Raw genomic sequence first — 24,494 nt, 5'->3', positions numbered from 1 at the left:
AACCCCGCCCCTTCCTTTGCCTATGGGGAGCCGGCCCTGCGTGCACTGCAACACAGCGGCCGGTCCCTTCGTTCCTCACCGTCACCCTTTCAGAACCTCGACGAGGGTGCGGCCGAGCCGGGCGGGCGAGGGCGAGACCCGGATGCCGGCCCGCTCCATCGCCGCGATCTTGTCCTCGGCGCCGCCCTTGCCGCCGGAGATGATCGCGCCGGCATGGCCCATGCGGCGGCCGGGAGGCGCCGTACGGCCGGCGATGAAGCCGACCATCGGCTTCTTGCGGCCGCGCTTGGCCTCGTCGGCCAGGAACTGCGCCGCCTCTTCCTCGGCCGAGCCGCCGATCTCGCCGATCATCACGATCGACTCGGTCTTCGGATCGGCGAGGAACTGCTCCAGCACGTCGATGAACTCGGTGCCCTTGACCGGGTCGCCGCCGATGCCGACGGCCGTGGTCTGGCCGAGGCCCTCGACCGTGGTCTGGAACACGGCCTCGTAGGTCAGCGTGCCGGAGCGCGAGACGATGCCGACCGAGCCGGGCTTGAAGATGTTGGCCGGCATGATGCCGATCTTCGATTCGCCGGCGGTGACGACGCCGGGGCAGTTCGGGCCGATGAGGCGGGACTTCGAGCCCTCGAGGGCCCGCTTCACCCGCACCATGTCGAGCACCGGGATGCCCTCGGTGATGCAGACGATCAGCGGGATCTCCGCCTGGATCGCCTCGCAGATCGCGTCCGCGGCGCCGGGCGGCGGCACATAGACGACGGAGGCCTCGGCGCCGGTCGCGTCGCGGGCCTCGGCCACCGTGTCGAAGACGGGCAGGCCGAGATGCTTCGAGCCGCCCTTACCCGGGCTGGTGCCGCCGACCATCTTGGTGCCGTAGGCGATGGCCTGCTCGGAGTGGAAGGTGCCGTTCTTGCCGGTGAAGCCCTGGCAGATGACCTTCGTGTTCGCGTCGATCAGGATGGACATCGGTCAGCTCAGCCCTTCTTCACCGCCGCGACGATCTTCTGCGCCGCATCGTCGAGATCGTCCGCAGGGATCACGTTGAGGCCGGAGGTCCGGATGATCTCCTTGCCCTCCTCGACGTTGGTGCCCTCGAGGCGCACCACGAGCGGCACTTCGAGACCGACCGTCTTCACCGCCGCGAGCACGCCGCGGGCGATGACGTCGCACTTCATGATCCCGCCGAAGATGTTGACGAGAATACCCTTCACGTTCGGGTCGGCGGTGATGATCTTGAAGGCCGCCGTGACCTTCTCCTCCGAGGCGCCGCCGCCGACATCGAGGAAGTTCGCCGGCTCCTCGCCGTAGAGCTTGATGATGTCGAGGGTGGCCATGGCCAGCCCCGCGCCGTTGACCATGCAGCCGATCGTGCCGTCGAGGGCGATATAGGCGAGGTCGTATTTCGATGCCTCGATCTCCTTGGCGTCCTCCTCCGTCTCGTCGCGCAGGGCTACGATGTCGGGGTGCCGGTAGAGGGCGTTCGAATCGAACGAGATCTTGGCGTCGAGGCACTTGAGGTGTCCGTCGCCGGTCAGGACCAGCGGGTTGATCTCGAGCAGGCTCATGTCCTTGGCGACGAAGGCCGTGTAGAGCTTCTCGGTCAGGTCGCCGACTTCCTTGGCCTGGGCGCCGGACAGGCCGAGGGCCTTGGCCACGGCGCGGCCGTGATGCGGCATGATCCCGGTGGCCGGATCGACCGAGAAGGTGACGATCTTTTCAGGCGTGTCGTGGGCGACCTGCTCGATGTCCATGCCGCCTTCCGTCGAGACGACGAAGGCGACCTTGCTGGTGGCGCGGTCGACCAGCATCGACAGGTAGAACTCGGCGGCGATCTGCGCGCCTTCCTCGATGTAGAGGCGGTTGACCTGCTTGCCGGCCTCGCCGGTCTGTACGGTCACCAGTGTCGCGCCGAGCATCTCGCCGGCGAACTGCACCACCTCGTCCTTGGACTTGGTGACGCGTACGCCGCCCTTCGCGCCGGCCGGCGCGCCCTTGAACGTGCCCTTGCCGCGCCCGCCCGCATGGATCTGGCTCTTCACCACCCAGACCGGCCCGCCGAGTTCGTCGGCGGCCGCGGCCGCTTCTTCCGCCTTGAAGATCGCCACGCCTCGGGAGACGGGCAGGCCGAACTCCTTCAAGACGGCCTTGGCCTGGTATTCGTGGATGTTCATCGAGAACCTCGTCGGGACGAGCGAAGGATCGGGCGCCGGACGGGTCCTCCTCCCGGCCGGCACCCCGCCTGAATGGCGGGCGTTACGCCAACTTCTCGTTGATGCCCTTGCAGGCCGCGATCAAGCCCTTCACCGAGTCGACCGACTTCTCGAACATCGCCTTCTCGGTCTCGTCGAAGGTCACCTCGAGCACCCGCTCGACGCCGTTCTCGCCGATCACCACCGGCACGCCGACATAGAGCCCGTCGATGCCGTACTGGCCGTCGAGATAGGCGGCGCAGGGCAGCACGCGCTTCTTGTCCCGGAGGTAGCTCTCGGCCATGGCGATGGCGGAGGCTGCCGGCGCGTAGAAGGCCGAGCCGGTCTTGAGCAGGTTGACGATCTCGCCGCCGCCCTTCCGGGTGCGCTCGACCATGGCGTCGAGCTTCTCCTGAGTGGTCCAGCCGAGCTTGACCAAGTCGGTCAGCGGCACGCCGGCCACCGTCGAGTAGCGGGTCAGCGGCACCATGTCGTCGCCATGGCCGCCGAGCACGAAGGCGGTCACGTCCTCGACCGAGACACCGAACTCCTCCGCCAGGAAGTGGCGGAATCGAGCGGAATCGAGCACGCCGGCCATGCCGACCACCTTGTTGGTGGGCAGGCCCGAGAACTTCTGCAGCGCCCACACCATCGCGTCGAGCGGGTTGGTGATGCAGATCACGAAGGCGTCGGGGGCATGCTCCTTGATGCCTGCGCCGACCGCCTCCATCACCTTCAGGTTGATGCCGATCAGGTCGTCGCGGCTCATGCCCGGCTTGCGGGGCACGCCGGCGGTGACGATCACCACGTCGGCGCCGGCAATCGCGGAATAGTCGCTCGCGCCGGCATATTTGGCGTCGAAGCCATCGACGGGGGCGGATTCGGCGATGTCGAGCGCCTTGCCCTGCGGCACACCGTCGACGATGTCGAACAGCACCACGTCGCCGAGCTCCTTGAGGCCGACGAGATGCGCGAGCGTTCCGCCGATCTGACCCGCACCGATGAGCGCGATCTTGCTGCGTGCCATGGACGTCGTCTCTCCAATTCTTGCGGGGCGACCGTCTCTTCAAGAGCGATCGGAGGCCCGAAGCGGAACGAGGCCGTCTCGCGAGGGTCTCGACGCTTCGGACGAGTCTTTCTGATCCCGGGCGGTGATTGACGGAAAAGCCGGGCCTCATCAACCCGACCAAAGGCGAGCCAAGCAGGCATCGGGCCAGGGCAGGCTTGAGGCGTTAAAGGGGACGGTCCGGGAAAGCCTTGCTGTAGGAAGGGTTTAGATGCGGCGCAACAAAAGGGGTTCGGCGGCTAAGCGGCGGTGACAGCTTTCAAAAACTGTCACTTTACTCAGAATATGCCGCTGCGCAGCGTGCGCTGGATCGCCACGATCACCGCGTTCAGGCGGGCGTCGAGCAGGTCGCGCGGCACATCGGCATCGTGCTGGATCGCGAGCGGATGAGTGAAGCGGTAGCTCGCGTCGAAGATGTAGGCGATGGCCCGCTCCCGGTCCCGGGCCGAGAACACGCCGGTGCCGATGCCCTCTTCCACGATGCGTTCGACCAGGGTGCGCAGGCGGACACGGTGGCGCCGGGCGATGGGACGCGAGGCGACGACGGCGTCGAGGTGAACGGCGAATAGATTCGGCTCGCGGGCCAGCGCCTCCCGCTGCCCCGCCGCCAGGGCGGCGATCAGCCGCTCGATCTTGTCGTCCGCCGGATCCGGGGCGTCGGCGATGCCGGCGAGCTCGGCCTCGAGCTCACGCAGCCAGCGGCCCGCGACGGCGTCGAGCAGGGCGTCCTTGGAGGGAAAGTAGCGGTAGACGTTGGCATGCGTCATGCCGGCTTCCGCCGCGACGGCCACCACGGTTACCCGTTTCGGCCCGAGGCGAGCGAGATGATCGGCGGCGATCATGAGAAGCCGCGCATCCGTCGAGACCGGTACGGCGCGCGCGCGGATGGCCTGGCCGCCAAGCCGGCCCCCCGGTTGCCGTCCGGGAGAGGGCGTGGAGGATCCTTGCGGCGAGCTGTCCGGATCGATGCTCAGCAGAACCGGGAAACCATTTGAGTGCATGCGGGGCCGACGCGGACACAACTTGAGCGGGCGGGCGGCAACGGAAAACCCGTAGCGTTATCCGAAGGTCAGCCCACCCCGCGCGCCGTGCCCTTCGACAGACATCCCGGCCCGGTTCCATCCGCTCGGTGATAAGCACCGGAAGATCGGCCCGATGCGGGATCAGTATTTCGAATATGGTGCACGCGCTATTAGAATCTATTCTTCCAATCGCGAAGTGACGTGAAAACAATTTCGGGGTCGGTCCCGGGCGCGAGATTGACGGCGCGGGCGAGGGCAGGCTCCGCGGCCCGCAGGAAGGGGTTCGTCGCCTTCTCCGCCCTGAGCGTCGAGGGGATGAGGAAGCCGCCCTGCTGCTGCAGCCGTTCCGCCTCCTCCTGCCGCTCGGCGAGGGCGGCATTGTCCGGTTCGGCGGCTAGCGCGAAGCGCGCATTGGCGAGGACGTAATCGTGGCCGCTGAAGACCTGCGTCGCATCGGGAAGTGCCAGGAATCGCTGAAGCGAGCGCCACAAGGTCGCGGGATCGTCCTCGAGCACACGGCCGCAGCCGAGCGTGAACAGCGTATCCCCGGCAAAGAGCAGCCCCGCCTCCCGGAACAGGTAGGAGACGTGATCGCTGCAATGGCCGGGCGTCTCCCAGACCTCCGCCTCCAGGCCGCCTACCCGGACATGATCGCCCTCCCGCACGGGTCGGTCGACGGCGGGGACGGCGCTCCCCGCCTTGGCCGGGGCCGTGACCAGGGCGCCGGTCGCCCGCTTCACTTCCTCGATGCCGGCGACATGGTCGCCGTGGCGATGGGTAACGAGGATATCGGTGAGGCGCCACCCAGTCTCCTCAAGGGCGGCCAGGACTGGAGCGGCCTCGGGGACGTCGATCGACGCGCAGGCGCCGGTGGCAGGGTCGCGCATCAGCACGCCGATATTGTCGCTACGGCAGAGGAAGGTGCGGATCTCCGGCGAGCTGGCGGAGGTCGGGTTCGTCACGGGCGGCCATCTCCTCTGAAGCGGGGCGCGCCGCCGATGCCGGCGGCGGCGCCTCCAAGGGAAAACGCGAAGAATCGGGGGGATCCCTCCCGTTCCCGCCGGGCATGAGCCTGACCGCTTGCTCCGCGGGCGGGCGATCCCCATTGAAGTCGAAGAGGAATCTGAAGGATACCCGGCCGTGCCGGAACCCCAGCCGATGCGTCTCGACGTCACGGACTTGCGTGCCTTCTACGCGAGTCCCCTCGGGCTCGTCACCCACCGCTTCGTGAGCCGGGCGATCCACGGCTTCCTCGGCTCGGTCTCGGGGCTGCGGGTGCTCGGGATCGGCTACGTCACGCCCTATCTCGGCTCCGTCCATTGCATCGCCGAGCGCACGCTCGCCTTCATGCCGGCGACACAGGGCGTGGTGAACTGGCCCGGCAGCGGCCGCTCCTGTACCGCGCTGGCCGATCCGACCATGATGCCCTTGCCCGAAGCCGCGGTGGACCGGGTGATCCTGGTCCATGCCCTGGAGGGGGTGGAGAGCCCGCGCGAGCTGCTGGCCGATGTCTGGCGGGTGCTCACCCCCGGCGGCCGCATGATCCTCGTCGTGCCCAACCGTACGGGGGTATGGGCGCGGCGGGACGCGACGCCGTTCGGCCATGGCCAGCCTTATAGCCGCTCGCAGCTCGGGCGCTTGATGCGGGAGACCCTGTTCTCGCCGGAGGGCTGGGCCGAGACCCTCTACATGCCGCCGGTGCGCAGCCGCCTCTGGTTGCGTACGGCCGGGGCCTGGGAGGCCCTGGGCACCGGGCTGGCGATGCCGTTCGCGGGTCTGCACGTCATCGACGCGACGAAACAGCTCTACCGGCCGATCGCCGTGCGCCACGTGCGCCGGGTGCAGAGCCTTGCCCCGGCCCGCGTTCTGGTGCCGGCCGGGCAGCCGGGGTGAGGAGAAACGGTCGAAAGACGAAGCTCTCTCGGGCAGTCCGGTCCCGAACCGCGAGAACCGCCGCGGGGGGCTACTTCCTGGCGCTGGCGATCGCCGCGATCAGGGTGCGCTTGAGGTCGGACTGGCTGAACGGCTTCTGCACCACCGGTCGGTCGCGGAAGGGCTCGCGGATGCCCGCACCACCATAGCCCGTCGAGAACACGAGTGGCAGGTTGCGCTGGGCGATCGCCTCGGCCACCGGATAAATCGGCTCGCCCGCCACGTTGACGTCGAGAATGGCGACGGAGAAGTTCTCCTTGTTGGCCATCTCCAGGGCGGTCGCGAGGCGTGCCGCGGGGCCGACGATCTCGCAGCCGAAATCGAGGAGCATGTCTTCCAGCAGCATGGAGATCGCCGCTTCGTCCTCGACGACCAGCACCCGGGCGCCGTTCAGAAGGTCCTCGTTGGATTCCGCACTCACGCCGCGTCGTCTTCCCTTCGATCCGCTCGCCCGCGGAATGTGTCGTCTTTGGAGCCGTCTCTGGTCGAGGGGTGCTTGTACCCGGCGCCGGATCCGGATGACGGGCCTGCCCCGATGCGGCAGTCTGCGACAGCGGGAACAGGGCAGCCGTCGCCCGTATCGCCGGGCGTGTCAAGCGCGACACGGGGCTCCGAGTGGGCTCCGCGGCGTTAATGTTATCGGCTGATACATTTGCCGCGGGGAGCGACGGGCGTGAGGCTGAATCGCAGGGTGGCACTCTCCCTGGCCGCGGGAACGCTGGCCGCCTCCGCGACTCCCGTCCGGGCCGATCCGGATCGGCCCCTCGTCGTCGCCTCGAAGAGCGACACCGAGGGCACGCTCATCGGCAGCATGATCGTCCTGGTGCTGGAGGCGATGGGGCTGACGGTGACGTCCCGGCTCGGCCTCGGGCCGACGCTGATCGTGCGCGCAGCCCTGCTCGCGGGCGAGGTCGATCTCTATCCCGAATATACCGGCAACGCGGCCTTCTTCTCGGGCACCGAATCCGAGCCCGCCTGGAAGGAGCGCAGGGAGGCCTATGAGAAGGCCCGCCGCCTCGATGCGGAGCGCGGTCTCGTCTGGCTCGATCCGGCGCCCGCCGACAACAGCTGGGCCATCGCCGTGCGCGGCGCCCTCGCCCGGGCGGAGGGGCTCGCCAGCATGGCCGATTTCGCGGGAGCCGTGCGACGCGACGCGATCCTGCTCGCCGCCTCGACGGAGTTCGTCGAGAGCCCCGCCGCGCTGCCAGCCTTCGAGACCGCCTACGGCTTTTCCCTGCCGGCGCGCCGGATCGTCAGCTTGCCCGGGGGCGACACCGCCGTGACCGCGCGGGCGGCCGCACAGGGCATCAGCGGGGTCAATGCGGGCATGGTCTACGGCACGGACGGGGCGCTCGATGCCCTCGACCTCGTGGTCATGGCCGATCCGAAGCGGGCCCAGATCGTCTACGAGCCCTGCCCCGTGATCCGGGCCGATCGCCTCGACCGGCATCCTGGTATCCGGCCGCGTCTCGCCACTGTCTTCGCCACGCTCGACGCGCAGACCCTGCGCGGCCTCAACCGTGCCGTGGCGGTCGAGGGCGAGAGAGCGGCGACGGTTGCCCGGCGCCATCTCGTCGGTCGCGGATTGCTGGGTTGAGTCGCATCCTTGCCCTCGCCGCGGCGGCGTGCCTCCTTGCCTGTCTGTTCGGCTTGCCGCTGCTGCATCTCGCCGAGAACCGTCTCGTCACCGGCGCGCCGATCTATGCCGCCGGGGCCCTCGGCGGGTGGACCTGGCCGGTCGCGGTCTGCGCGGCCTCCGGGCTCGGGCTGCTCGGCGTGCGGCGGGAAGGAGTCGCGTCCTTCGTCGCGATCGCGCTCCTCTCCGCCGCCCTCCTCCTGTTGCTGGCGGGCCTCGGGCAGGGGGCGAGCGGGCTGATCCAGGGCCATCCGCCCGCCTCCCGCGCCCGGCTCGCGGAGGGCGCCTGGCTGGCGATGGTCGGCCTCGTCTGTGGCCTGGCGGCGGCGAGCGGGCGCCTTAAGATCCCGGCGATGGGTTGGCTCGCACTGACCGCTCTCGTCGCGGGCTTGGCCCTCCTCCTGCGAGCGGGCACGCTCGATGGCCTCTCGCTCGTCGTCGAGGCGCGCGCCCGCCTCGACGAGGTGCGGGAGGGAACCGCGCAGCATCTCGGGCTCGCCGGTGCCGGCTTCCTCCTCGCTGTCACCCTCGTCCTGGCACTCGCGCCCTTGCGGCGGGGACGGGGCGGCATCGATCTCCTGGTCTCGGGCCTCCAAGTGGTGCCGGCAGTGGCCCTGCTCGGCGGATTGGTCGCCCTGCTGTCGGCGCTGCTCGCCGCCGTTCCTGCCCTGCGCAGCGTGGGCCTCGCCGTGCTGGGACCGGGACCGGCGGTGGTGGGCCTCGCCGCCTATCTGCTGCTTCCCCTGCGGCGAGGATGGGAGGCCGCCCTCGCCTCCCCGGACCGCGACGCGCTCGACGCGGCCCAGGCCCTGGGGCTCGACCGGCGACAGGTTCTCACCGGCCTGCGGCTTCCGCTGGGGGCGTCGATCCTGATCGGGGCTTGCCGCGTCGCCGCCGTCCAGGCGCTCGGATTGGCGACGCTGGGCGCCCTGGTCGGGGCCGGCGGCCTCGGCCGTCTCGTCTTCGACGGCATGGCCCAGTTCGCGCCCGACCTGATCCTGCTCGGCGCGCTGCCGATCATCGCCCTCTCGCTCCTGTGCGACCGCCTCCTCGCCCTGGCGGAGGCGGCCGCGCGCCGCCGCTGGCCGTCATGAATACGCCTCGAAGCAGCCCCGCGGCCGTGCCGCCGCTCCTGGCTGGCCTCCTCCTTGCCGCCGCGAGCCATCCGGCGAGCGCGGCATGGATTTTCGGCGCGCAATCCCGCCCCCTGAGCCTCGCCCGACTGGGTGAATTGTCGGCGAGCCACTTGATCCTGGCCGGGATGGGGCTGGCCCTCGTCGGCCTGCTGGGCGTCGGCTTGGGGCTCCTTGCAACCCGCCGCTTTGCCGCATCCTGGCGGAGCGCCATCGATGCCGCCGCGGCGCTGGCGCAGGGGCTGCCGCCGGTGGTGGTGGTGGCGCTCGCCCTGCCCGTGCTCGGTTTCGGTGGCCCGCCGACCCTGCTCGCCCTGGTCGCCTACGCGACGATGCCGACCCTGCGCAGCACGATCGGTGCGATCGAGGCGGTGCCACCGGCGGCGAAGGAGGCGGCCGAGGCGCTCGGGATGCGCCCGCTCCAGATCCTTCTGCAGGTCGAGGTGCCGCTGGCCGCGCCCGGCCTGCTCGCGGCTCTGCGCACGGCGCTGGTGCTGTCCGTCGCCACTGCCGCGATCGGAGCGCTTGCGGGCGCGGCGACGCTCGGCACGCCCATCGTCGCCGGCCTTCAGAACCAGCGGCTCGCCCCCCTGTTCCAGGGGGCCTGCGCCAGCGCTGCTTTGGCCTTCCTGTGCGACGCGGCTCTGCTCGCCGTGGCGGCTGGGCTCGACCGGATCAGAAATGGCTGAAGGAGCCCCCCGCGAAACGCCGCTCGGCGCCGGCCGCATCGACGAAGACGGGTGGTCCCTCCCCGGCCACGACCGTGCCGATCGCCGTTGCCGGCACGCCCGCCGCGGCGGCCTCTGTCAGGAAAGCGTCGAGCTGGCCCGGCGGCACCGCGCAGAGGATCTCGTAATCGTCGCCGCCGGTCAGCACGGTCTCGATCAGCTCCGGATCGAGCCTGAGCGCCGCCGCGGCGGCCTGGGAGAGGGGGATGGCAACCCTCTCGATCCGGGCCGTGAGCCCTTCGAGCCGCAGCATCTTGGCGAGGTCGCCGGCGAGTCCGTCCGACACGTCCATGGCGGCCCTGGCATGGGCGCACAAAGCCGGAGCGAGGGCGAGGCGGGGCCGGGGATGCAGGTAGCGGTCGAGGAGAGGCGCGCGCTCCTCCGGCCTGAGGCCGGCGGCGAGCGGGCCCCCGGGATCGAGCCGCAGGCGCAGGCCGAGGGCCGCGTCGCCGATGCTGCCGCTCACGCAGAGCCGGTCGCCGGGCCGCGCCCCGGGCCGGCGCACCATGCGCCCGGCCGGCACCTCGCCGAAGGCGGTGACCGAGAGGAGCGCCGGGCCGCCGGAGCGGACGGTGTCGCCCCCGAGCAGGGGGCAGGCGAAGTCGCGCGCGGCCTCGCCCAGTCCCGCCGCGAAGGCGGAGAGCCACGCCTCCGTCCAGTCGTCGGGCAGGGCGAGCGTCAGCAGGAAGCCGCGGGGCGTTGCCCCCTTGGCGGCGAGGTCCGAGCAATTCACCCCGAGCGCCTTGCGCGCGATCGAGCCGGGGGGATCCTCGGGGAAGTAATGGATGCCGGCGGCCACCGCGTCGACGGTGACGACGAGGTCGTGGCCGGGGCTCGGGCGCAGGCAGGCCGCGTCGTCGCGCAGGGCGTCCGCGCCCGGCCCGCTCAGGGGGGCGAAGTGGCGCGCGATCAGCGCATCCTCGCCCGGCCGGCCCAACGCGTCAGCTCCGCGGACGGTCCGCCGGCAGGGCGAGCTCCTCCGCGCGCACCTCGCGGGCGACACGGTCGAGGACGCCGTTGACGAGACCCGGCTCGTCGCCCTCGTAGAAGCTGTGGGCCACGTCGACATATTCGGAGATCGCGGCCCGGGCCGGCACGTCGCGCCGGAACATCAGCTCGTAGGCACCCGCACGCATGATCGCTCGCAGCACGGACTCGATACGCCGCAGGGGCCAGCCCTTGGCGAGCGCCCGGTCGAGCTGCGGATCGATGGCGCGCTGCTCCTCCACCGTGCCGCGCAGCACGTCGCGGAAGAAAGCGGTCTCGGCGGGGGGATGGGCGATCCCGTCAACCTCCCGGCCGATCCAGTGAGCCTCGAACTCGGCCAGGGCATCGATCACGCCCTTGCCCGAGATCTCCATCTCGTAGAGCGCCTGCACCACGGCGAGGCGGGCGCCGCGCCGCTCGGAGATCTTGCTCATCGCGGGTGCTCCACCTGGGTCGCCCGTTTGAGCGCGAGCACCGTCAGGGCGGCTTCGGCGGCGCCCCCGCCCTTGTTCATCTCGGAGACACGGGCGCGGGCGAAGGCCTGCGCCTCGTTCTCGACGGTGAGGATGCCGTTGCCGAGCGGCAGGCGCTGGGCGACGGACAGATCCATCAGAGCCCGTGCGCTCTCGCCGGCCACGATGTCGTAATGGCCGGTCTCGCCGCGGATGACGCAGCCCAGCGCCACCACCGCGTCGTAGGGACGGCCCGCCTGCCGGGCGGCTTCGAGCAGGATCGCGATCGTGCCGGGGATCTCCAGCGCGCCGGGCACGGTGACGATCTCGGCCTGCGCCTCGGCGGCCTCGATGGCGGCGAGCGCGCCCTTCAACAGCTCGTCGGCGAGCGTCTCGTAGAAGCGCGCCTCGATCACGAGAATGCGGGCGCCGGGGGTGTGGAGCGGCGCGGCCGCGCCTCGGCTGTGAGAGACCATGATGCGTGGACCCGGGAAGCGGACGGGCGAATCCTGAAAAGAGCCGCCGCCGGCTTGTCTCGCGGCGTTCGGGGCCGCGAGCCCTAGCCCGGAACGGTGCGGGCCGGCAAGCTTTTCGCCTGGCCGGCGGCGAGATCTGCAATTTGACAGGCAGACACCACCCTTTCGGCTTTCATCCGAGCAAGATAAGCGCGCAGTAGCGCGACACGCTTCGGCCGGAAGCTGGGACCGCCCGGCTTCAGGGCGCGGATGCGGTCGGCGCGGAACATCCGGAAGTCCGCGCGCAGGCCGCACCAGGCCAGAACCACCAGGGTGCGGTCGAGATAGACGATGGCGAGCGGCTGGATCTGCCGCTCGGTGAGCGTCCCGTCCTTGTCGGCGTAGCGGATCGTCACCGCTTCCTCGCGCCAGCAGGCCTCGCGCAGGGCCCCCATGTCGGAGATGGGGGCGAAGCGCTCCTCGAAGCGGCGCACCTGCGAGACCGCGTGGAGCAGGTGCTGCTGATGCGCGTCGGGCAGGGTCGCCGCCACCTTGGCGAGGACGGCGGAGGCCGCCTCGGCGAGGGCCGGATCGCCCATCTGCCGCACCTCGGAGAGGCCGAGCACCAGCGCCTCGATCTCGATGCGCGCGAACATCTGCGGCGGCAGCGCCCCGTCCTCGACGAGGCGGTAGCCGTAGCCGCGCTCGCCATCGATGGCAGCGCCGGCCGCGCGCAGACTGTCGATGTCCCGGTAGACCGAGCGGAGGGATACGCCCGTCTCCTCCGCGAGCCGCGCGGCGGTGACCGGCGCGGGCAGCACGCGCAACGCCTGGAGCAGGCGGAAGAGCCGGTCGGTGCGCGCCATCGCTCAACTGACGGAAACTGACAGGTGGGGGCGCCTATACCACGGCCGTCCACCTCCGGACAGGAGCGACCCATGCTGACCCTCTATCATTCCCCCCAGAGCCGCTCGACGCGCGTCCTCGCCCTGCTCAAGGAGCTCGGCGTCCTCGAGGCGGTGCGGATCGAGACGGTGACGATCCCGCGCATGGACGGCTCGGGCGAACGCGATCCCCACAATCCGCATCCGGAGGGCAAGGTGCCCTTCCTCGTCCATGACGGGGTGCCGGTACGGGAATCGAGCGCGATCATGCTCCATCTCGCCGACCTGTTCCCGGAGGCGGGCCTGAGCATCCCGCCCGGCGATCCGCGGCGGGGCGCCTATCTCGGCTGGTTCGCCTGGTATGCGGGCGTGGTCGAGCCGGTGATGGTCCTGGAGGCCGCCGGTCTGAAGCACGACGTCATCGAGCGGAATTTCCGGGACGGCGCCGCCCTGAAGGCGCGCCTCGTCGAGGGCCTCGGCGACAAGCCCTTCCTGTTCGGCGATCGGTTCACCGCGGCGGACCTGCTGCTGCACTCCCCCTATGCCTGGTTCGGCAAACCGGGGGTGCCGGTGATCGACGCCTGGGTCGACCGTTGCATGGCCCGGCCGGGCGCGGCCTTTGCCCGGGACTTCGACGCCGCGCGCCTGGCGGCCTGAGGCCGACCGCGCTCCGGACGCTATGCCGCCCGCGCTTCGCTGAGCCGGGCGGCGTAGCGGGCGATCAGGTCGACCTCGAGGTTCACCCGGTCGCCGGCCGCGCGCTCGCCCCAGGTGGTCACGCCGAGGGTGTGCGGGATCAGCAGCACCGAGAAGGTGTCGCCCTCGGCGGAATTCACGGTCAGGGAGGTGCCGTCGAGGCAAACGGAACCCTTCTCCGCGATGAAGCGGGCGAGGTTCGCTGGGGCGCGGAGGACGAAACGCGTGCTCGCGCCCCAGGGCGCGTCGTCGCCGGTCACGGTCTCCCGGGTGACGATCTCGGCCAGGCCGTCGACATGGCCGGTGACGAGATGGCCGCCGAGCTCGTCGCCGATCTTGAGCGATCGCTCCAGGTTGAGCCGTGTCCCCTCCTTCCAGCCGCCCACCGTCGTGCGGGCCAGAGTCTCGGCGGCGGCGTCCACGGCGAAGCGACAGCCCGTGCCGTGGGTCTCGATATGGATCGCCGTCAGGCAGGGGCCGGAACAGGCGATCGAAGCGCCGAGCGCGATGGTGGCGGGATCGTAGGCGGATTCGATGGTGATGCGGCGCAGCTGCGCGTCGCCTTCCACGGCGACCACCCGGCCGACATCGCTGACGAGGCCCGTGAACATGGCTCTAGATCCTCTCGTAGGTGACGGCGCGGTCGGGGCCGAGAGCGCGCGTCTCGACCGCGCGGAATGCGCCCTCGCGCAGGGCCCGGTCGAGATGCGGCCCGAGCGCCGGCAGCCCGCCCTCGCCGCCCAGCGCCCGCGGGCCGGTGATCAGGGTGCAATGGTCGACGAGCCCGGCCGCGCAGAGCGCGTCGGCGAGGGCCGGGCCGCCCTCGCTGCAGAGGCGGGTGAGGCCGCGCTCGCCCAGGGTCCGGAAGGCGGCGGCCAGGTCGATCCGCCCCGAGCCGTCGGCATCGACCGTGACGACCTCGACCCCGAAGGAGGCGAGCATACGCTTGGCATGAGCCGGCGCCTTGCGGGTGGTGAGCACCAGGGTCGGCACGTCGTGAGCGCCGCGCACGAGGTGGCTCGACGGGTTCAGGCGCAGGGTGGAATCGAGGACGATGCGCATGGGAGAGCGGGCGGAGAGGCCCGGCAGGCGCACGGTGAGCGCCGGATCGTCCGCCCGCGCCGTACCGATCCCGATCATGATCGCGTCCGCATGCGCCCGCCACAGATGCACCGCCCCGTCGGCGATCGGCCCGGTGATGCGCAGGCGCTCGCCATTGCCGGGGGCGGCGAAGCCGTCCTGCGTGCGGGCGAGCTTGAGATGCAGGCTCGGCCGTCCCTGCGTCACGCGGGTGACGTGGCCGATATGGTCGCGCGCGGCCTCCTCCGCCAGGATCCCGGTCTCGACGGCGATGCCCTGCGCCCGCAGATAGGCATGGCCGCGCCCGGCGACCCGGGGGTCGGGATCCTCGATCCCGGTCACGACCCGGGCGATCCCGGCGGCGGCGATCGCCTCGACGCAAGGCGGCGTCCGGCCATGATGCGAGCAGGGCTCGAGCGTCACGTAGAGCGTGGCGCCCCGGGCTGCCGCTCCGGCCATGGCCAGCGCCACCGGCTCGCCGTGCGGACGGCCGCCCGGGGCGGTGACGGCCTGCCCCACGACGGTGTCCCCGGCGACCACCACGGCGCCGACGCTCGGATTCGGCCAGGTGCGCCCGAGATGGCGCCGCCCCAGCGCCAGGGCGAGGCGCATGTGGCGCAGATCGGCCGCCTGCTGCGGGGAGAGGCTTAGGGGGGACGCGCTCACGCCTTCTGCCTCCGCCGGCCCTTCGCCTTGGCCGGGGCCTGCTCCGGCCCCTCCCCCAAAGCCTCGGGCGGCACGCCGCCCAGCGTGCCAAGGAGGTCCTTGAAGTCCTGCGGCTCGCGGAAGTTCTTGTAGACGGAGGCGAAGCGGACATAGGCCACGTCGTCGAGGCCTTTCAGCCCTTCCATCACGGCCTCGCCGATCGCCTCGCTCGCCACCTCGCCCTCCCCCGCGCTCTCGAGCTGGCGCACGATGCCGCTGACGAGCCGCTCGACCCGCTCGGGATCGACCGAGCGCTTGCGCAGGGCGACGTCGATGGAGCGCTGCAGCTTGTCCCGGTCGAAGGGCACGCGCTTGCCCGAGCGCTTCAGCACGGTCAGCTCCCGCAGCTGCACCCGCTCGAAGGTCGTGAAGCGCCCGCCGCAATCCGGGCAGACCCGGCGGCGGCGGATCGCGGAAGAGTCCTCGCTCGGCCGCGAATCCTTCACCTGGGTGTCGAGACCGCCGCAATAGGGGCAGCGCATGGGGCCTCACCAAATTCGCGGAACGAGCAGATGCTCGGAGCCGCTATCTGCCCTAGCCGGGGGCCGATTGCCAGGACGGGAAAGCCCCCGTGGGGGCTGCTTCCCATGGTCGCGCCGGCTTTTCGACGGCACGGCGTTTCAAGCGGGCCGAACCGGCCTATCAATGGTGTGCATCGCCCTCGCCGCGGCAACTCAGGGTCGATCATGCGAGCCGCCGACGCCTTCGGCCAATTCGGCCCCTTCCTTGGCCCGATCCTCGGTTTCATGGCGCCTTTGCCGCCCCGGTGGGAGCGCGCGGAACGGCATGAGCCGCAAGCCCCCAACTTCTGGCTGATCGGTCTGATCGCCTGGTTCCTGCTGGTCGTGACGCTGGTGCCCCTCAGCTTGGCGCTGGCCGAGGGCCAGGCGCTGGCGGCCTTCGGCGCGCAGTGTCGCGCCTCGGGGGGCCGGGTGACGCATGTCCCCGAGGACGGGCGGCCCTATCGCTGCGACCGCTGAGAGGGTCAGACGACCTCCAGCGGCCGATGTGGCTCCGGCGGTAGGGTGACGGTGATGGCGTCGTCGGGACGCACCGTCCCGCCGCGCAGCACGATGCCCATCACGCCACCCTTGCGGCGGAGCTTGCCGCCCTTCGGCCGCTCGAGGATATGGGCGAGCAGGCCCTTCCGGAAATCGTCGATCTGCACGCAGCAACTGCGCAGGCCGGTGATCTCGACGATCACCTCCGCGCCGAGCCGGAGGTGGGTGCCCTCGGGCAGGCCGAGCAGGTCGACGCCCCGCGTGGAGAGGTTCTCGCCCAGTTCGCCCGGCGCCACCGGGAACCCATTGGCCCGGACCTCGTCGAGGAGCTCCGCATGAATGAGATGGACCTGACGGCGATTGGGCCGCGTCGGGTCGCGCTGCGCGTCCCAGACATGCTGCACGGCCTCGCCATAATGCGCGTCGCCGACGATGCCGAGGCCCGCGACCAGGGTGAGGCTCGGCTGCGCGACCTTGCTGAAGCTGTGGGTGTCGCTCGCGAAGGTGCCCGCGACGTAAGCCCTGTCCATCCCGTTCTCTCCCGCTCCCGTTGTACCGTGGCGAGGTTAGGCGGCGGCTCGCGGCGTGCAAGATCAAACAAGATTCAGCGAAGTTCTGCCGTGCGGGCGGATCGATGCCGTCAGGTCATCGCAAGTGGTCGATCTTTGCGATCATGACCGCTCTTCGTCGTGACTGCCCGGAATTTCTTCTGTCTCCGCCGCGGGATCAGGGCTACCCGAAAAGCTGGGCTTTTACACGGAGCGCGGGATGACGGACGGGCGGTTCCACCTCGGCTGGTTCACCTATTTCGGTCAGAATGCCTGGAACGACCCCCTGGGCTCGAATCCCGAACCCTGGACCGGCGAGCTGCATGTCGACCTCGCCCGCGCCATGGAGCGGGCCTGCTTCGACTACATGTTGATCGAGGACACGCTCTCGATTCCGCACGCCTTCGGCAACAGCCGGGAGACCTACCTCAAGCACGGCATCATGGTGCCCAAGCAGGATCCCGTGCCGCTCGCTGCGGTGATCGGCGCGGCGACCCGGAATCTCGGCATCGTCACGACCCTGTCTACCCTTGTCTACAAGCCGTTCATGCTGGCCCGGCTGATCGTGACCCTCGATCACATGACCCGCGGGCGCTTCGGCTGGAACATCGTCACCACCGCCGAGAGCGCCGCCGCCCAGAACATGGGTCTGAAGGAACTGCCGCCGCGCCAGCTGCGCTACGACATGGCCGACGAATACGTGGAGCTCGTGGAGAAGCTGATCGGCTCCTGGGAGCCGGACGCGGTGCTGCGCGACCATGCGAGCGACACCTATGCCGATGCGAGCAAGGTGCACGAGGTGAATTTCGAGGGCCGCTGGTATTCCTCCCGCGGGCCGCTCACCACCGTGCCGCCGCCCCAGGGCCGTCCGGCCTTCATCCAGGCCGGCGGCTCCCCCCGCGGCCGCGACTTCGCCGCCCAGCACGCGGATTCGATCATCGCCAGCGTGACCGGCATCGCCGGCATGAAGGCCTATCGCGACGACGTGCGCGCCCGGGCCGACAAGGCCGGACGAAACCCCGACGACATCAAGGTGCTCTCGTTGATCACGCCCATCGTCGGCGAGACCCGGGAACAGGCGCGGGAGATGTACGAGCGGGCGCTGGCCTCGCCGGGCTATACGGAGCGGGCGCTCGCCCTGTTCTCCTCCTTCACCGATATCGATTTCGGACAGTTCGATCTCGACAAGCCGCTGCCGCCCCTGACCACCAATGCCGAGCAGGGGGCACTGGACAAGTTCTGCCAGACCCGGCCCGGCGAGCCGCCGAGCCCCAAGACCCTGCGCGAGCTGGTGCGCGACAGCGGCCATACCGGCGCCCTCGACCTCGTCGGCACCCCGGACGACGTCGCCGATATGATGGGAGACGCCATGGCGAGCGTGAGGGGCGACGGCTTCCTCATCGCCACGCCGTTCCACCGCCTGACCCGGGTCTACATCGACAGCATCTGCGACGGCTTGGTGCCGGCGCTCCAGCGCCGCGGCCTGACGCGCAAGGCCTATACCAAGGCCACGTTGCGGGACACGCTGAAGGAATTCTGAGTGTTTCCTGCCAAGGTCTGCAGGCGGGGGCATGGCCGCCATGCGGCGGCTTCGAGCGGAGAAACGGCACTTCAACGCGTGGCGGGGTAGAAGAGCCGGCACCGCAATCGCCGCCGGAAGTCGTCCGCCATGCTCGTCCGCGAAGGAGAGGCCCGTACCCGCCAGATCGACGAGCGCCTGGGCTGGAGCTTCGCGGCGATCGCCGGGGCGCTGAACGCGGCGGGATTCTGCGCCTTCGGACTGTTCTCCTCGAATATGACCGGCAATGTCTCGGCGCTGGCCGACCATCTCGGCCTCGCCGAGGGCGCTCTTGCCATGCAGGCGCTGGCCCTGGTCGCCGCCTTCGCGGGCGGCGCGCTCGTCGCGACCCTACTGATCGAAGCGGGCCGCCGCCGGCGCCTGCCCGGGATCTACGCCTACGGCGTCCTGGCCGAGGCGGTGCTGCTCGCCGGCCTCGGCCTCCTCGACCCCTGGCTCGCGCCGCTTGCACGCGGGCTGGTCCTGTCCCTGGGGCTGAGCTTCCTGCTCGGCCTGCAGAACGCCACCGTGACCCAGATCACCGATGCCCGGGTGCGCACCACCCACGTCACCGGCATGGTCACCGATCTCGGCATCGGGCTCGGCCACCGTCTCACCAGCCTGCTCGACGGAAGGCCGCGCCCGGACCAGGGCCGGCTGCGCCTGCATGCGGGCACGGTGGCGGCCTTCCTGCTCGGTGGGATCGCGGGCGTGCTCGGTTACCGGGCGCTCGGCGGCTTCCTGCTCGTCGGTGCGGCCGGCCTCCTGGCGGTCCTGGCGATCCCCGGCATCAGCACGGCCCGACGCCTGCAACCCTTCTGAGCTGGCCCTCGAAACGTGAAACGGGCCCGCCATACGGCGAGCCCGTTCGTCCCGTCCCCGGCTCGGAACAATGCCTGTTCGGCCTCCGTTGTCGCGGTACGGCGCGGTGATGGCCTCACACGCCTGCCCTTCTTGGGCGTTTCCTCCCTGAACTTCGGGCCGCCTTCCAGGCGGCCTTTTTCTCGTTCAGGTTGTGTAATTCCAACGCGCAACAACTGTTTTGGTTCGCGCCCCCTCCGGCCTGCTCAGGTGTCGATCACCTTCCCGTAGGCGTCGAGCACGCTCTCGTGCATCATCTCCGACAACTTGGTTCCGGCCCGCACCGGGTCGGCCCCGCATCTATCGAGTGGACTAGGTGCTGGCGTGGATCGCGGCCCGACGCGGGGAGCAGCTCGACACTGCCACCATCTGGCGACTTAGCCTCCAGCGCGATCTCTGCACCGAGACTGCCAACTCTGACGAGGTGCGTAAGCTGGTGCGCCTCTACGCCGAGGCCGCCGGCCCCGTCGTCGGCGATGTGCGGTTCACGCCAGCCGGTTTTCGCGAGTATCTGGGCTCACTCCTGGCTGGGTAGCCTCACCGTGCGCAGATCGAACTCTGAACGGATTTCCGTCATTGGCGCCCTGGCATCCTCGCATCACCGCAAACCGGTAGCCATCGCGTCCCGCGGTCTTTGCCTCATAGAGTGCCATATCCGCTCGCTGTAGGGCCTCTTCGAGTAGCTCGTCCCGATCAGTAAGGGCGATGCCGAAGCTCGCCGTCACCGGCACGTCGGGCGGCAGCAGGTTGTATCGGCTCTCCCGGCTCAACCACTGCAGTGCCTCGAGATGAATACGTGCGGCTGCGGGGCTGCACCCCGGCACGAGGATACAAAACTCCTCCCCACCAAGCCGACCATAGAGCGCGTCGTCCTGGAAATAGGCGCGCAGGTTGGACCCAAAGGTGCGGATCACCTCGTCCCCGGCTGCGTGTCCGAAGCGGTCGTTGATAGACTTGAAGTGGTCGAGATCGGCCAGGATCAGCGCTGCCGGCACAGCGCTCGCTTTTCGCAGGACGCTTAGCGCTTGCTCAATGAAGGCAGCGCGGTTCAGGATGCCGGAGAGGCTGTCACGCTGTAGCCGGCACTTGGTCTCGGCCATGACCTCGGTCACGACCAGCCCGATCAGCACTAGCCCAAGTAGCAGCGAGAGGATGCCCCCTGCCGTTTGCGAGTAGAAGGCGTAGGCGCTGATGATGTAGTCGCGCACGCCGGGGCCGCCGCCCGCCAGGCCTACCAGGACAGCCTTCGTCATGAACTGGATGGCGCTAAGGCCAAGTACGGCGGCAAGAGCCAAGTCGATTGGCCGCCGCGGGGATGTCATTGCCACCAGGATGGTGGCGATGACGAGCATGAGCGCAAACGGCCCCTGGTATCCAAGGGCCCAGCCCCAACTCCCTCGAGGAAGCTCGAACACGACAACGGCGTTGAAGACGGTTGCGATGATAGGCGGAGCGGAGAGCCAGACCAAAGGGAACTGCGGACGGTAGTGCTGAGCCAAACCGGCGGTGATGAGGGCAAGCGCGAGCATCAGCGAGCCGAAGGAGGCCGCCGAGGTGAGGCGGACGGAGGGGATTTCGGATGCCAGCGCCTCGATGGTGACGGTCGAGGCCGCCGATAGAAACCCCGCCGCGCACCAGCGACCAAGGCGAAGCTCGGACCGCCGGGTTAGGGCGAGAAAGGCAACGGCGAAGGATAGGCCGATTGAGAAGTTGAAGGCGAGCAGGAACGTCGCGCTCTTGATCCCAGCGTTCACCAAGGCACTTTTCCATCCGCCTCGCAGATTGAGGCGCCCGGCTCAAATACCGGGCCGGCGAGCTACGTCCAGCAGCCGGGCATCACTACAGCGCAAACGTGAAGTTTGCCGATCAGGGCAGGCCCCTGAGCGCTGCTGCCAGCACGCTGACGACGTGCCCAACGTCAATCGGTTTTTGAAGCCTCGACAGCCCGGCGAACCAGTCAACGGCTGATTGCCCATCCAGATAGAAGATTGTTTCCCTGTTAACATGAGGCTTAAATTCAAAATTTTCAAAAACTTGCTTCTGTGATAGTGTATATTAATGAGTATTAATCTTTAAATAAAATCACTCACCCATTAAATACAAAATTTTTTAAGCAATTTATATTCTGTGGTCATGTAATTATTGGGTTGGCCACCAAAGCCAAGCTCTGCCATCTCTGTCACACAGCTTATGACCTCGAACCGAGATGATCGAACTGCCTCCGTAGCCGCCCCCACCGCGCCCGCCTCGAGCCTCAGCTGCGCTTTGCCAGCTCGTCGCTGACAGGATCACGATCCCGAGGATCACAGCAGTACGCATCTCTGAACCCCACGAAAATTGAGGGTGAGCGTAGCCGGCTGAGTTGACCTGTCGGAAAAGAGCATTGCTCGAAATCTAAGAGATGGACCACTTTTCCGCGCCGAGAGCAGAGCGGCAATGCCGTTTCGGTGTGGTCGCCTTTGCCATCTATAACGGTATAGCCAGAGAGCCCTCGACGGGCACAATCCTGTCACACCGGGACTGTGAAAAAGGGACTCGGTGTGGCTGCCCCGAACTTGACCCTCACGAACTGCAGCGCTTAGCCTTGGTTTGCTAAAGGCTTGTTTCGTGAGGGTTTTCGCGGTTCCTAATCGTCAGGTGTGGATCACCTTCCCGTAGGCGTCGAGCACGCTCTCGTGCATCATTTCCGACAGGGTCGGGTGCGGGAAGACCGTGTGCATCAGCTCTTCCTCGGTGGTCTCCAGGGTCATGGCGACGACGTAGCCCTGGATCAGCTCGGTCACCTCGGCGCCGACCATGTGGGCGCCCAGCAGCTGGCCCGTCTTGGCGTCGAAGATCGTCTTGATGAGGCCGTCCGGCTCGCCGAGCGCGATGGCCTTGCCGTTGCCCGCGAAGGGGAAGCGGCCGACCTTGATCTGGAAGCCCTGCTCCTTGGCCTTCGCCTCCGTGAGGCCGACGCTGGCGATCTGCGGCTGGCAATAGGTGCAGCCGGGGATCTTGCCCTTGTCCATCGGATGGGTGTGCAGGCCCTTGATGGTCTCGACGCAGATCACGCCCTCGTGCTCGGCCTTGTGGGCGAGCATGGGCGGCCCGGCCACATCACCGATGGCGTAGAGGCCCGGCACGTTGGTGCGGCCCAACCCGTCATTGGCGATGATGCCCCGCTCGATCTTCACCCCGAGCTTCTCGAGGCCGAGATTCTCGATGTTGCCGACGACGCCGACGGCGGAGATCAGCTTCTCGGCGGTGAGCGTCTGGGTCTTGCCCTTGTCGTCCTCGACCGTGGCCTTAACGGAATCGGCGCCCTTCTCGACCTTGGTCACCTTGGCGCCGGTGAGGATCTTGATGCCCTGCTTCTCGAAGCGCTTGCGGGCGAGGCCGGCGATCTCGGCATCCTCGACGGGCAGGATCTGCGGCAGCAGCTCGATCACCGTCACCTCCGCGCCCATGGTGCGGTAGAACGAGGCGAACTCGATGCCGATGGCGCCCGAGCCCATGACGAGCAGGCTCTTGGGCATCGTCTCGGGCACCATGGCCTCGTAATAGGTCCAGATCAGCTTCTTGTCGGGCTCGATGCCGGGCAGCACGCGGGGCCGCGCGCCGGTCGCGACGATGATGTGCGTGGCCTTGTACGTGCCCGCACCCTTGGCGCCCTTCGGAGCCTCGGCCCGCTTCGTCTCCTTCACCGCCACCGTGCCGGGGGTGTCGCCCTTGGGCGCGGAGTCGATGGCGGCCTCGCCCCAGATCACGTCGACCTTGTTCTTCTTGAGCAGCATGCCGACGCCGCCGTTGAGCCGGCCCGAGACGCCGCGGGAGCGCTTCACGATGGCCGCGGCATCGAAGGAGACCTCCTTGGCGGAGAGCCCGTAATCGGCGGCGTGCTGCATGTAGTGGTAGATCTCGGCCGAGCGCAGCAGGGCCTTGGTCGGGATGCAGCCCCAGTTGAGGCAGATGCCGCCCAGATGCTCGCGGTCCACCACCGCCGTCTTGAAGCCGAGCTGCGCCGCGCGGATCGCGGTGACGTAGCCGCCGGGGCCGGCCCCGATGATGAGGACGTCGTAGGTGTCGGACATTCAGCTCTCCGGGCTCTCGGTCGCCACGCTTAGACCAGCATCCCCATCGGGTTCTCGATCAGGCTCTTGAACGCCGCGATCAGCTCGGCGCCGAGCGCCCCGTCGAGGACGCGGTGGTCGCAGGAGAGGGTGCAGGTCATGGCCTGAATGACCGCGGGGGCGCCGTCCTTGACCACGACGCGCTTCTCGCCGGCGCCGACCGCCAGGATCGTCGACTGGGGCGGGTTGATCACCGCGGTGAAGTGCTTGATGCCGAACATGCCGAGGTTCGACACCGAGGTGACGCCGCCCTGATACTCCTCGGGCTTCAGCTTCTTGGCCCGGGCGCGGGCGGCGAAGTCCTTCATCTCGTTGGAGATGCTGGAAAGCGTCTTCTCGTCGGCGCGGCGGATGACGGGGGTGAACAGGCCACCGTCGATCGCCACCGCGACGCCGACCTCGGCATGCTTGAAGCGAAGGATGCGGTCCTCGGCCCAGACGGCATTGGCCGCCGGCACGCGGGTGAGCGCCAGGCCCATCGCCTTGATGACGAAGTCGTTGACCGAGAGCTTGAACAGCGGCTTGCCGTCCTTGTCCTTGCCCGCGGAGGCGTTCAGCGTCTCGCGCAGCGTCATCAGCGCGTCGAGCTCGCAATCGACGGTGAGGTAGAAGTGCGGGGCCACCTGCATCGCCTCGGTGAGGCGCTTGGCGATGGTCTTGCGCATGCCGTCGAGGGGCACCTCCTCGTAGGCGTCCTTGGCGAAGAAGCCCTTGACCTGATCGAGCGAGAGCCCGGCCGGCGTGGCGGCCGCGGGTTTCGGAGCGGGGGCTGCTTTTAGGGCCTCCGTGGCGGTTGTCTGTGCCTCGCCCGCGGCCTGCGGGGCCGGGGCCTTGCCGGTGCCGTTGGCCAGCGCGTCCTGCACGTCGCGCTGGATCACGCGGCCATGCGGGCCGGAGCCCTTCAGCGCGGAGAGGTCGATGCCTTCCTGCTTGGCGATGCGGCGGGCGAGCGGCGAGGCGAAGACGCGGCCGCCAGTTGCCGAGGGGGCGGTGCCGCCCGCGGGCTTGGCGCCCTCCGGCGCGGTGTCGACGCGAGCATAGGAAGCGTGGGCCCCGTCCGGCGCGGCATTGGTGTCCGCCGCGCTGGCGGGCTCGGTCGCGGTCTTGGCGGGCTCGGCCTTGGCGGCCGGGGCCTCGGCGCCTCCCTTCGGGGCTTGGATGCTTTTCGGGTCCTCGCCCTCCTCGGCGATCAGCGCGATCAGGTCGTTGACCGGCACGTCCGCCGTGCCCTCGGGCACCAGGATCTTGGCGAGCACGCCCTCGTCGACCGCCTCGACCTCCATGGTGGCCTTGTCGGTCTCGATCTCGGCGAGCACGTCGCCGGACTTGATGGCGTCGCCTTCCTTCTTGAGCCACTTGGCGAGGTTACCCTTCTCCATGGTCGGCGAGAGGGCGGGCATCAGGACGTTGATCGGCATGGCTTCAAAAATCCCGAGCGGCCTAAGAGGG

The 24,494-nt window shown here is 69.2% G+C and carries 25 protein-coding genes; 8 read left to right on the top strand and 17 right to left on the bottom strand.

From position 1 onward, the window contains the following. Positions 1 to 81: 81 nt before the first annotated feature. From sucD to gloB, 5 genes are all read right to left on the bottom strand, one after another. Entirely contained in the window at positions 82 to 966 is an 885-nt protein-coding gene (gene sucD / locus MFF21_RS09335) for a succinate--CoA ligase subunit alpha (protein WP_238310867.1), read from the bottom strand. A gap of 8 nt (positions 967 to 974) precedes the next feature. Further along, positions 975 to 2,171: an ADP-forming succinate--CoA ligase subunit beta gene (gene sucC / locus MFF21_RS09330; protein ID WP_238310866.1), complete on the bottom strand. Its 1,197-nt coding sequence runs from the start codon at positions 2,169 to 2,171 to the stop codon at positions 975 to 977. 82 nt (positions 2,172 to 2,253) lie between these two features. Next, on the bottom strand, positions 2,254 to 3,216 hold the full coding sequence (mdh, locus tag MFF21_RS09325) for a malate dehydrogenase (RefSeq protein WP_238310865.1): 963 nt from the start codon (positions 3,214 to 3,216) through the stop codon (positions 2,254 to 2,256). Positions 3,217 to 3,533: 317 nt separating this feature from the next. Then, positions 3,534 to 4,097 carry a TetR family transcriptional regulator gene (locus MFF21_RS09320; RefSeq protein ID WP_238310864.1) on the bottom strand — a complete coding sequence of 188 codons (564 nt, stop codon included), beginning with the start codon at positions 4,095 to 4,097 and terminating at the stop codon, positions 3,534 to 3,536. Between the two features lie 350 nt (positions 4,098 to 4,447). Then, positions 4,448 to 5,239, bottom strand: a complete 792-nt coding sequence (gene gloB / locus MFF21_RS09315) for a hydroxyacylglutathione hydrolase (protein WP_283206516.1) — start codon at positions 5,237 to 5,239, stop codon at positions 4,448 to 4,450. A gap of 196 nt (positions 5,240 to 5,435) precedes the next feature. Between gloB and MFF21_RS09310 the strand changes: the two genes are divergently transcribed. Further along, a complete protein-coding gene (locus MFF21_RS09310; RefSeq protein WP_238310924.1) occupies positions 5,436 to 6,170 on the top strand; it encodes a class I SAM-dependent methyltransferase in 735 nt (244 codons plus the stop codon). Positions 6,171 to 6,240: 70 nt separating this feature from the next. Here MFF21_RS09310 and MFF21_RS09305 read toward each other — a convergent pair whose 3' ends face one another. Continuing rightward, positions 6,241 to 6,630 carry a response regulator gene (locus MFF21_RS09305; RefSeq protein ID WP_238310863.1) on the bottom strand — a complete coding sequence of 130 codons (390 nt, stop codon included), beginning with the start codon at positions 6,628 to 6,630 and terminating at the stop codon, positions 6,241 to 6,243. A 270-nt stretch (positions 6,631 to 6,900) separates the two neighbouring features. Here MFF21_RS09305 and MFF21_RS09300 point away from each other — a divergent pair, with 270 nt between their 5' ends. From MFF21_RS09300 to MFF21_RS09290, 3 genes are read left to right on the top strand one after another with little or no spacing between them, the layout of a single operon-like run. Continuing rightward, positions 6,901 to 7,806, top strand: a complete 906-nt coding sequence (locus MFF21_RS09300) for a glycine betaine ABC transporter substrate-binding protein (RefSeq protein WP_238310862.1) — start codon at positions 6,901 to 6,903, stop codon at positions 7,804 to 7,806. Continuing rightward, complete coding sequence (locus MFF21_RS09295; protein ID WP_238310861.1) at positions 7,803 to 8,939, top strand: ABC transporter permease subunit; 1,137 nt, start codon at positions 7,803 to 7,805, stop codon at positions 8,937 to 8,939. The genes MFF21_RS09300 and MFF21_RS09295 overlap by 4 nt, the downstream gene beginning before the upstream one ends. Next, on the top strand, positions 8,936 to 9,667 hold the full coding sequence (locus MFF21_RS09290; protein ID WP_238310860.1) for an ABC transporter permease subunit: 732 nt from the start codon (positions 8,936 to 8,938) through the stop codon (positions 9,665 to 9,667). The genes MFF21_RS09295 and MFF21_RS09290 overlap by 4 nt, the downstream gene beginning before the upstream one ends. Here MFF21_RS09290 and thiL read toward each other — a convergent pair. The 4 genes from thiL to MFF21_RS09270 form a co-directional block, all read right to left on the bottom strand. After that, entirely contained in the window at positions 9,654 to 10,643 is a 990-nt protein-coding gene (thiL, locus tag MFF21_RS09285) for a thiamine-phosphate kinase (protein ID WP_238310859.1), read from the bottom strand. The genes MFF21_RS09290 and thiL overlap by 14 nt on opposite strands. Positions 10,644 to 10,647: 4 nt before the next feature. After that, a complete protein-coding gene (gene nusB, locus MFF21_RS09280; RefSeq protein WP_238310858.1) occupies positions 10,648 to 11,127 on the bottom strand; it encodes a transcription antitermination factor NusB in 480 nt (159 codons plus the stop codon). Then, entirely contained in the window at positions 11,124 to 11,621 is a 498-nt protein-coding gene (gene ribH / locus MFF21_RS09275; protein WP_238310857.1) for a 6,7-dimethyl-8-ribityllumazine synthase, read from the bottom strand. Before ribH ends, nusB begins: the two co-directional genes overlap by 4 nt. Positions 11,622 to 11,704: 83 nt before the next feature. Next, positions 11,705 to 12,466 (bottom strand): helix-turn-helix transcriptional regulator, encoded by a 762-nt coding sequence (locus tag MFF21_RS09270; protein WP_238310856.1) that lies wholly within the window; start codon positions 12,464 to 12,466, stop codon positions 11,705 to 11,707. A gap of 72 nt (positions 12,467 to 12,538) precedes the next feature. Here MFF21_RS09270 and MFF21_RS09265 point away from each other — a divergent pair, with 72 nt between their 5' ends. Next, complete coding sequence (locus tag MFF21_RS09265) at positions 12,539 to 13,141, top strand: glutathione S-transferase family protein (protein ID WP_238310855.1); 603 nt, start codon at positions 12,539 to 12,541, stop codon at positions 13,139 to 13,141. A gap of 20 nt (positions 13,142 to 13,161) precedes the next feature. Here the strand turns inward: MFF21_RS09265 and MFF21_RS09260 are convergent, their stop codons facing one another. From MFF21_RS09260 to nrdR, 3 genes are read right to left on the bottom strand one after another with little or no spacing between them, the layout of a single operon-like run. After that, complete coding sequence (locus MFF21_RS09260) at positions 13,162 to 13,791, bottom strand: riboflavin synthase (RefSeq protein ID WP_238310854.1); 630 nt, start codon at positions 13,789 to 13,791, stop codon at positions 13,162 to 13,164. Positions 13,792 to 13,795: 4 nt separating this feature from the next. Next, positions 13,796 to 14,872, bottom strand: a complete 1,077-nt coding sequence (gene ribD / locus MFF21_RS09255) for a bifunctional diaminohydroxyphosphoribosylaminopyrimidine deaminase/5-amino-6-(5-phosphoribosylamino)uracil reductase RibD (RefSeq protein ID WP_238310923.1) — start codon at positions 14,870 to 14,872, stop codon at positions 13,796 to 13,798. Between the two features lie 50 nt (positions 14,873 to 14,922). Next, on the bottom strand, positions 14,923 to 15,447 hold the full coding sequence (gene nrdR, locus MFF21_RS09250) for a transcriptional regulator NrdR (RefSeq protein ID WP_238310853.1): 525 nt from the start codon (positions 15,445 to 15,447) through the stop codon (positions 14,923 to 14,925). A 204-nt stretch (positions 15,448 to 15,651) separates the two neighbouring features. Between nrdR and MFF21_RS09245 the strand changes: the two genes are divergently transcribed. Further along, positions 15,652 to 15,945, top strand: a complete 294-nt coding sequence (locus MFF21_RS09245) for a hypothetical protein (RefSeq protein ID WP_238310852.1) — start codon at positions 15,652 to 15,654, stop codon at positions 15,943 to 15,945. Positions 15,946 to 15,950: 5 nt separating this feature from the next. On the opposite strand, the gene MFF21_RS09240 is transcribed toward MFF21_RS09245, so the two are convergent. After that, a complete protein-coding gene (locus tag MFF21_RS09240) occupies positions 15,951 to 16,496 on the bottom strand; it encodes an MOSC domain-containing protein (RefSeq protein WP_238310851.1) in 546 nt (181 codons plus the stop codon). Positions 16,497 to 16,734: 238 nt separating this feature from the next. Between MFF21_RS09240 and MFF21_RS09235 the strand changes: the two genes are divergently transcribed. Next, entirely contained in the window at positions 16,735 to 18,054 is a 1,320-nt protein-coding gene (locus MFF21_RS09235; RefSeq protein WP_238310850.1) for an NtaA/DmoA family FMN-dependent monooxygenase, read from the top strand. 129 nt (positions 18,055 to 18,183) lie between these two features. Continuing rightward, positions 18,184 to 18,894: a YoaK family protein gene (locus MFF21_RS09230; protein WP_238310849.1), complete on the top strand. Its 711-nt coding sequence runs from the start codon at positions 18,184 to 18,186 to the stop codon at positions 18,892 to 18,894. Positions 18,895 to 19,418: 524 nt separating this feature from the next. Here MFF21_RS09230 and MFF21_RS09225 read toward each other — a convergent pair. The 3 genes from MFF21_RS09225 to MFF21_RS09215 all read right to left on the bottom strand — a co-directional run bounded on the left by MFF21_RS09225 (position 19,419) and on the right by MFF21_RS09215 (position 24,463). After that, positions 19,419 to 20,687 carry a GGDEF domain-containing protein gene (locus tag MFF21_RS09225; protein ID WP_238310848.1) on the bottom strand — a complete coding sequence of 423 codons (1,269 nt, stop codon included), beginning with the start codon at positions 20,685 to 20,687 and terminating at the stop codon, positions 19,419 to 19,421. 879 nt (positions 20,688 to 21,566) lie between these two features. Next, on the bottom strand, positions 21,567 to 23,006 hold the full coding sequence (gene lpdA, locus MFF21_RS09220) for a dihydrolipoyl dehydrogenase (RefSeq protein WP_238310847.1): 1,440 nt from the start codon (positions 23,004 to 23,006) through the stop codon (positions 21,567 to 21,569). A gap of 29 nt (positions 23,007 to 23,035) precedes the next feature. Continuing rightward, on the bottom strand, positions 23,036 to 24,463 hold the full coding sequence (locus tag MFF21_RS09215) for a pyruvate dehydrogenase complex dihydrolipoamide acetyltransferase (protein WP_238310846.1): 1,428 nt from the start codon (positions 24,461 to 24,463) through the stop codon (positions 23,036 to 23,038). Positions 24,464 to 24,494 lie beyond the last annotated feature (31 nt).

The organism is Methylobacterium organophilum (assembly GCF_022179465.1).
Lineage (GTDB): Bacteria > Pseudomonadota > Alphaproteobacteria > Rhizobiales > Beijerinckiaceae > Methylobacterium > Methylobacterium organophilum.
This window is presented reverse-complemented; position numbering and strand designations above follow the sequence as displayed.

Coding starts and splice junctions, on each gene's coding strand:
- nrdR (WP_238310853.1), bottom strand. CDS start 15,447: ATGCGCTGCCCCTATTGCGGCGGTCTCGACACCCAGGTGAAGGATTCG.
- MFF21_RS09215 (WP_238310846.1), bottom strand. CDS start 24,463: ATGCCGATCAACGTCCTGATGCCCGCCCTCTCGCCGACCATGGAGAAG.
- MFF21_RS09320 (WP_238310864.1), bottom strand. CDS start 4,097: ATGATCGCCGCCGATCATCTCGCTCGCCTCGGGCCGAAACGGGTAACC.
- MFF21_RS09260 (WP_238310854.1), bottom strand. CDS start 13,791: ATGTTCACGGGCCTCGTCAGCGATGTCGGCCGGGTGGTCGCCGTGGAA.
- sucD (WP_238310867.1), bottom strand. CDS start 966: ATGTCCATCCTGATCGACGCGAACACGAAGGTCATCTGCCAGGGCTTC.
- MFF21_RS09245 (WP_238310852.1), top strand. CDS start 15,652: ATGCGAGCCGCCGACGCCTTCGGCCAATTCGGCCCCTTCCTTGGCCCG.
- mdh (WP_238310865.1), bottom strand. CDS start 3,216: ATGGCACGCAGCAAGATCGCGCTCATCGGTGCGGGTCAGATCGGCGGA.
- lpdA (WP_238310847.1), bottom strand. CDS start 23,006: ATGTCCGACACCTACGACGTCCTCATCATCGGGGCCGGCCCCGGCGGC.
- MFF21_RS09265 (WP_238310855.1), top strand. CDS start 12,539: ATGCTGACCCTCTATCATTCCCCCCAGAGCCGCTCGACGCGCGTCCTC.
- sucC (WP_238310866.1), bottom strand. CDS start 2,171: ATGAACATCCACGAATACCAGGCCAAGGCCGTCTTGAAGGAGTTCGGC.
- MFF21_RS09230 (WP_238310849.1), top strand. CDS start 18,184: ATGCTCGTCCGCGAAGGAGAGGCCCGTACCCGCCAGATCGACGAGCGC.
- MFF21_RS09270 (WP_238310856.1), bottom strand. CDS start 12,466: ATGGCGCGCACCGACCGGCTCTTCCGCCTGCTCCAGGCGTTGCGCGTG.
- MFF21_RS09290 (WP_238310860.1), top strand. CDS start 8,936: ATGAATACGCCTCGAAGCAGCCCCGCGGCCGTGCCGCCGCTCCTGGCT.
- MFF21_RS09310 (WP_238310924.1), top strand. CDS start 5,436: ATGCGTCTCGACGTCACGGACTTGCGTGCCTTCTACGCGAGTCCCCTC.
- nusB (WP_238310858.1), bottom strand. CDS start 11,127: ATGAGCAAGATCTCCGAGCGGCGCGGCGCCCGCCTCGCCGTGGTGCAG.
- MFF21_RS09240 (WP_238310851.1), bottom strand. CDS start 16,496: ATGGACAGGGCTTACGTCGCGGGCACCTTCGCGAGCGACACCCACAGC.
- MFF21_RS09235 (WP_238310850.1), top strand. CDS start 16,735: ATGACGGACGGGCGGTTCCACCTCGGCTGGTTCACCTATTTCGGTCAG.
- ribH (WP_238310857.1), bottom strand. CDS start 11,621: ATGGTCTCTCACAGCCGAGGCGCGGCCGCGCCGCTCCACACCCCCGGC.
- ribD (WP_238310923.1), bottom strand. CDS start 14,872: ATGCGCCTCGCCCTGGCGCTGGGGCGGCGCCATCTCGGGCGCACCTGG.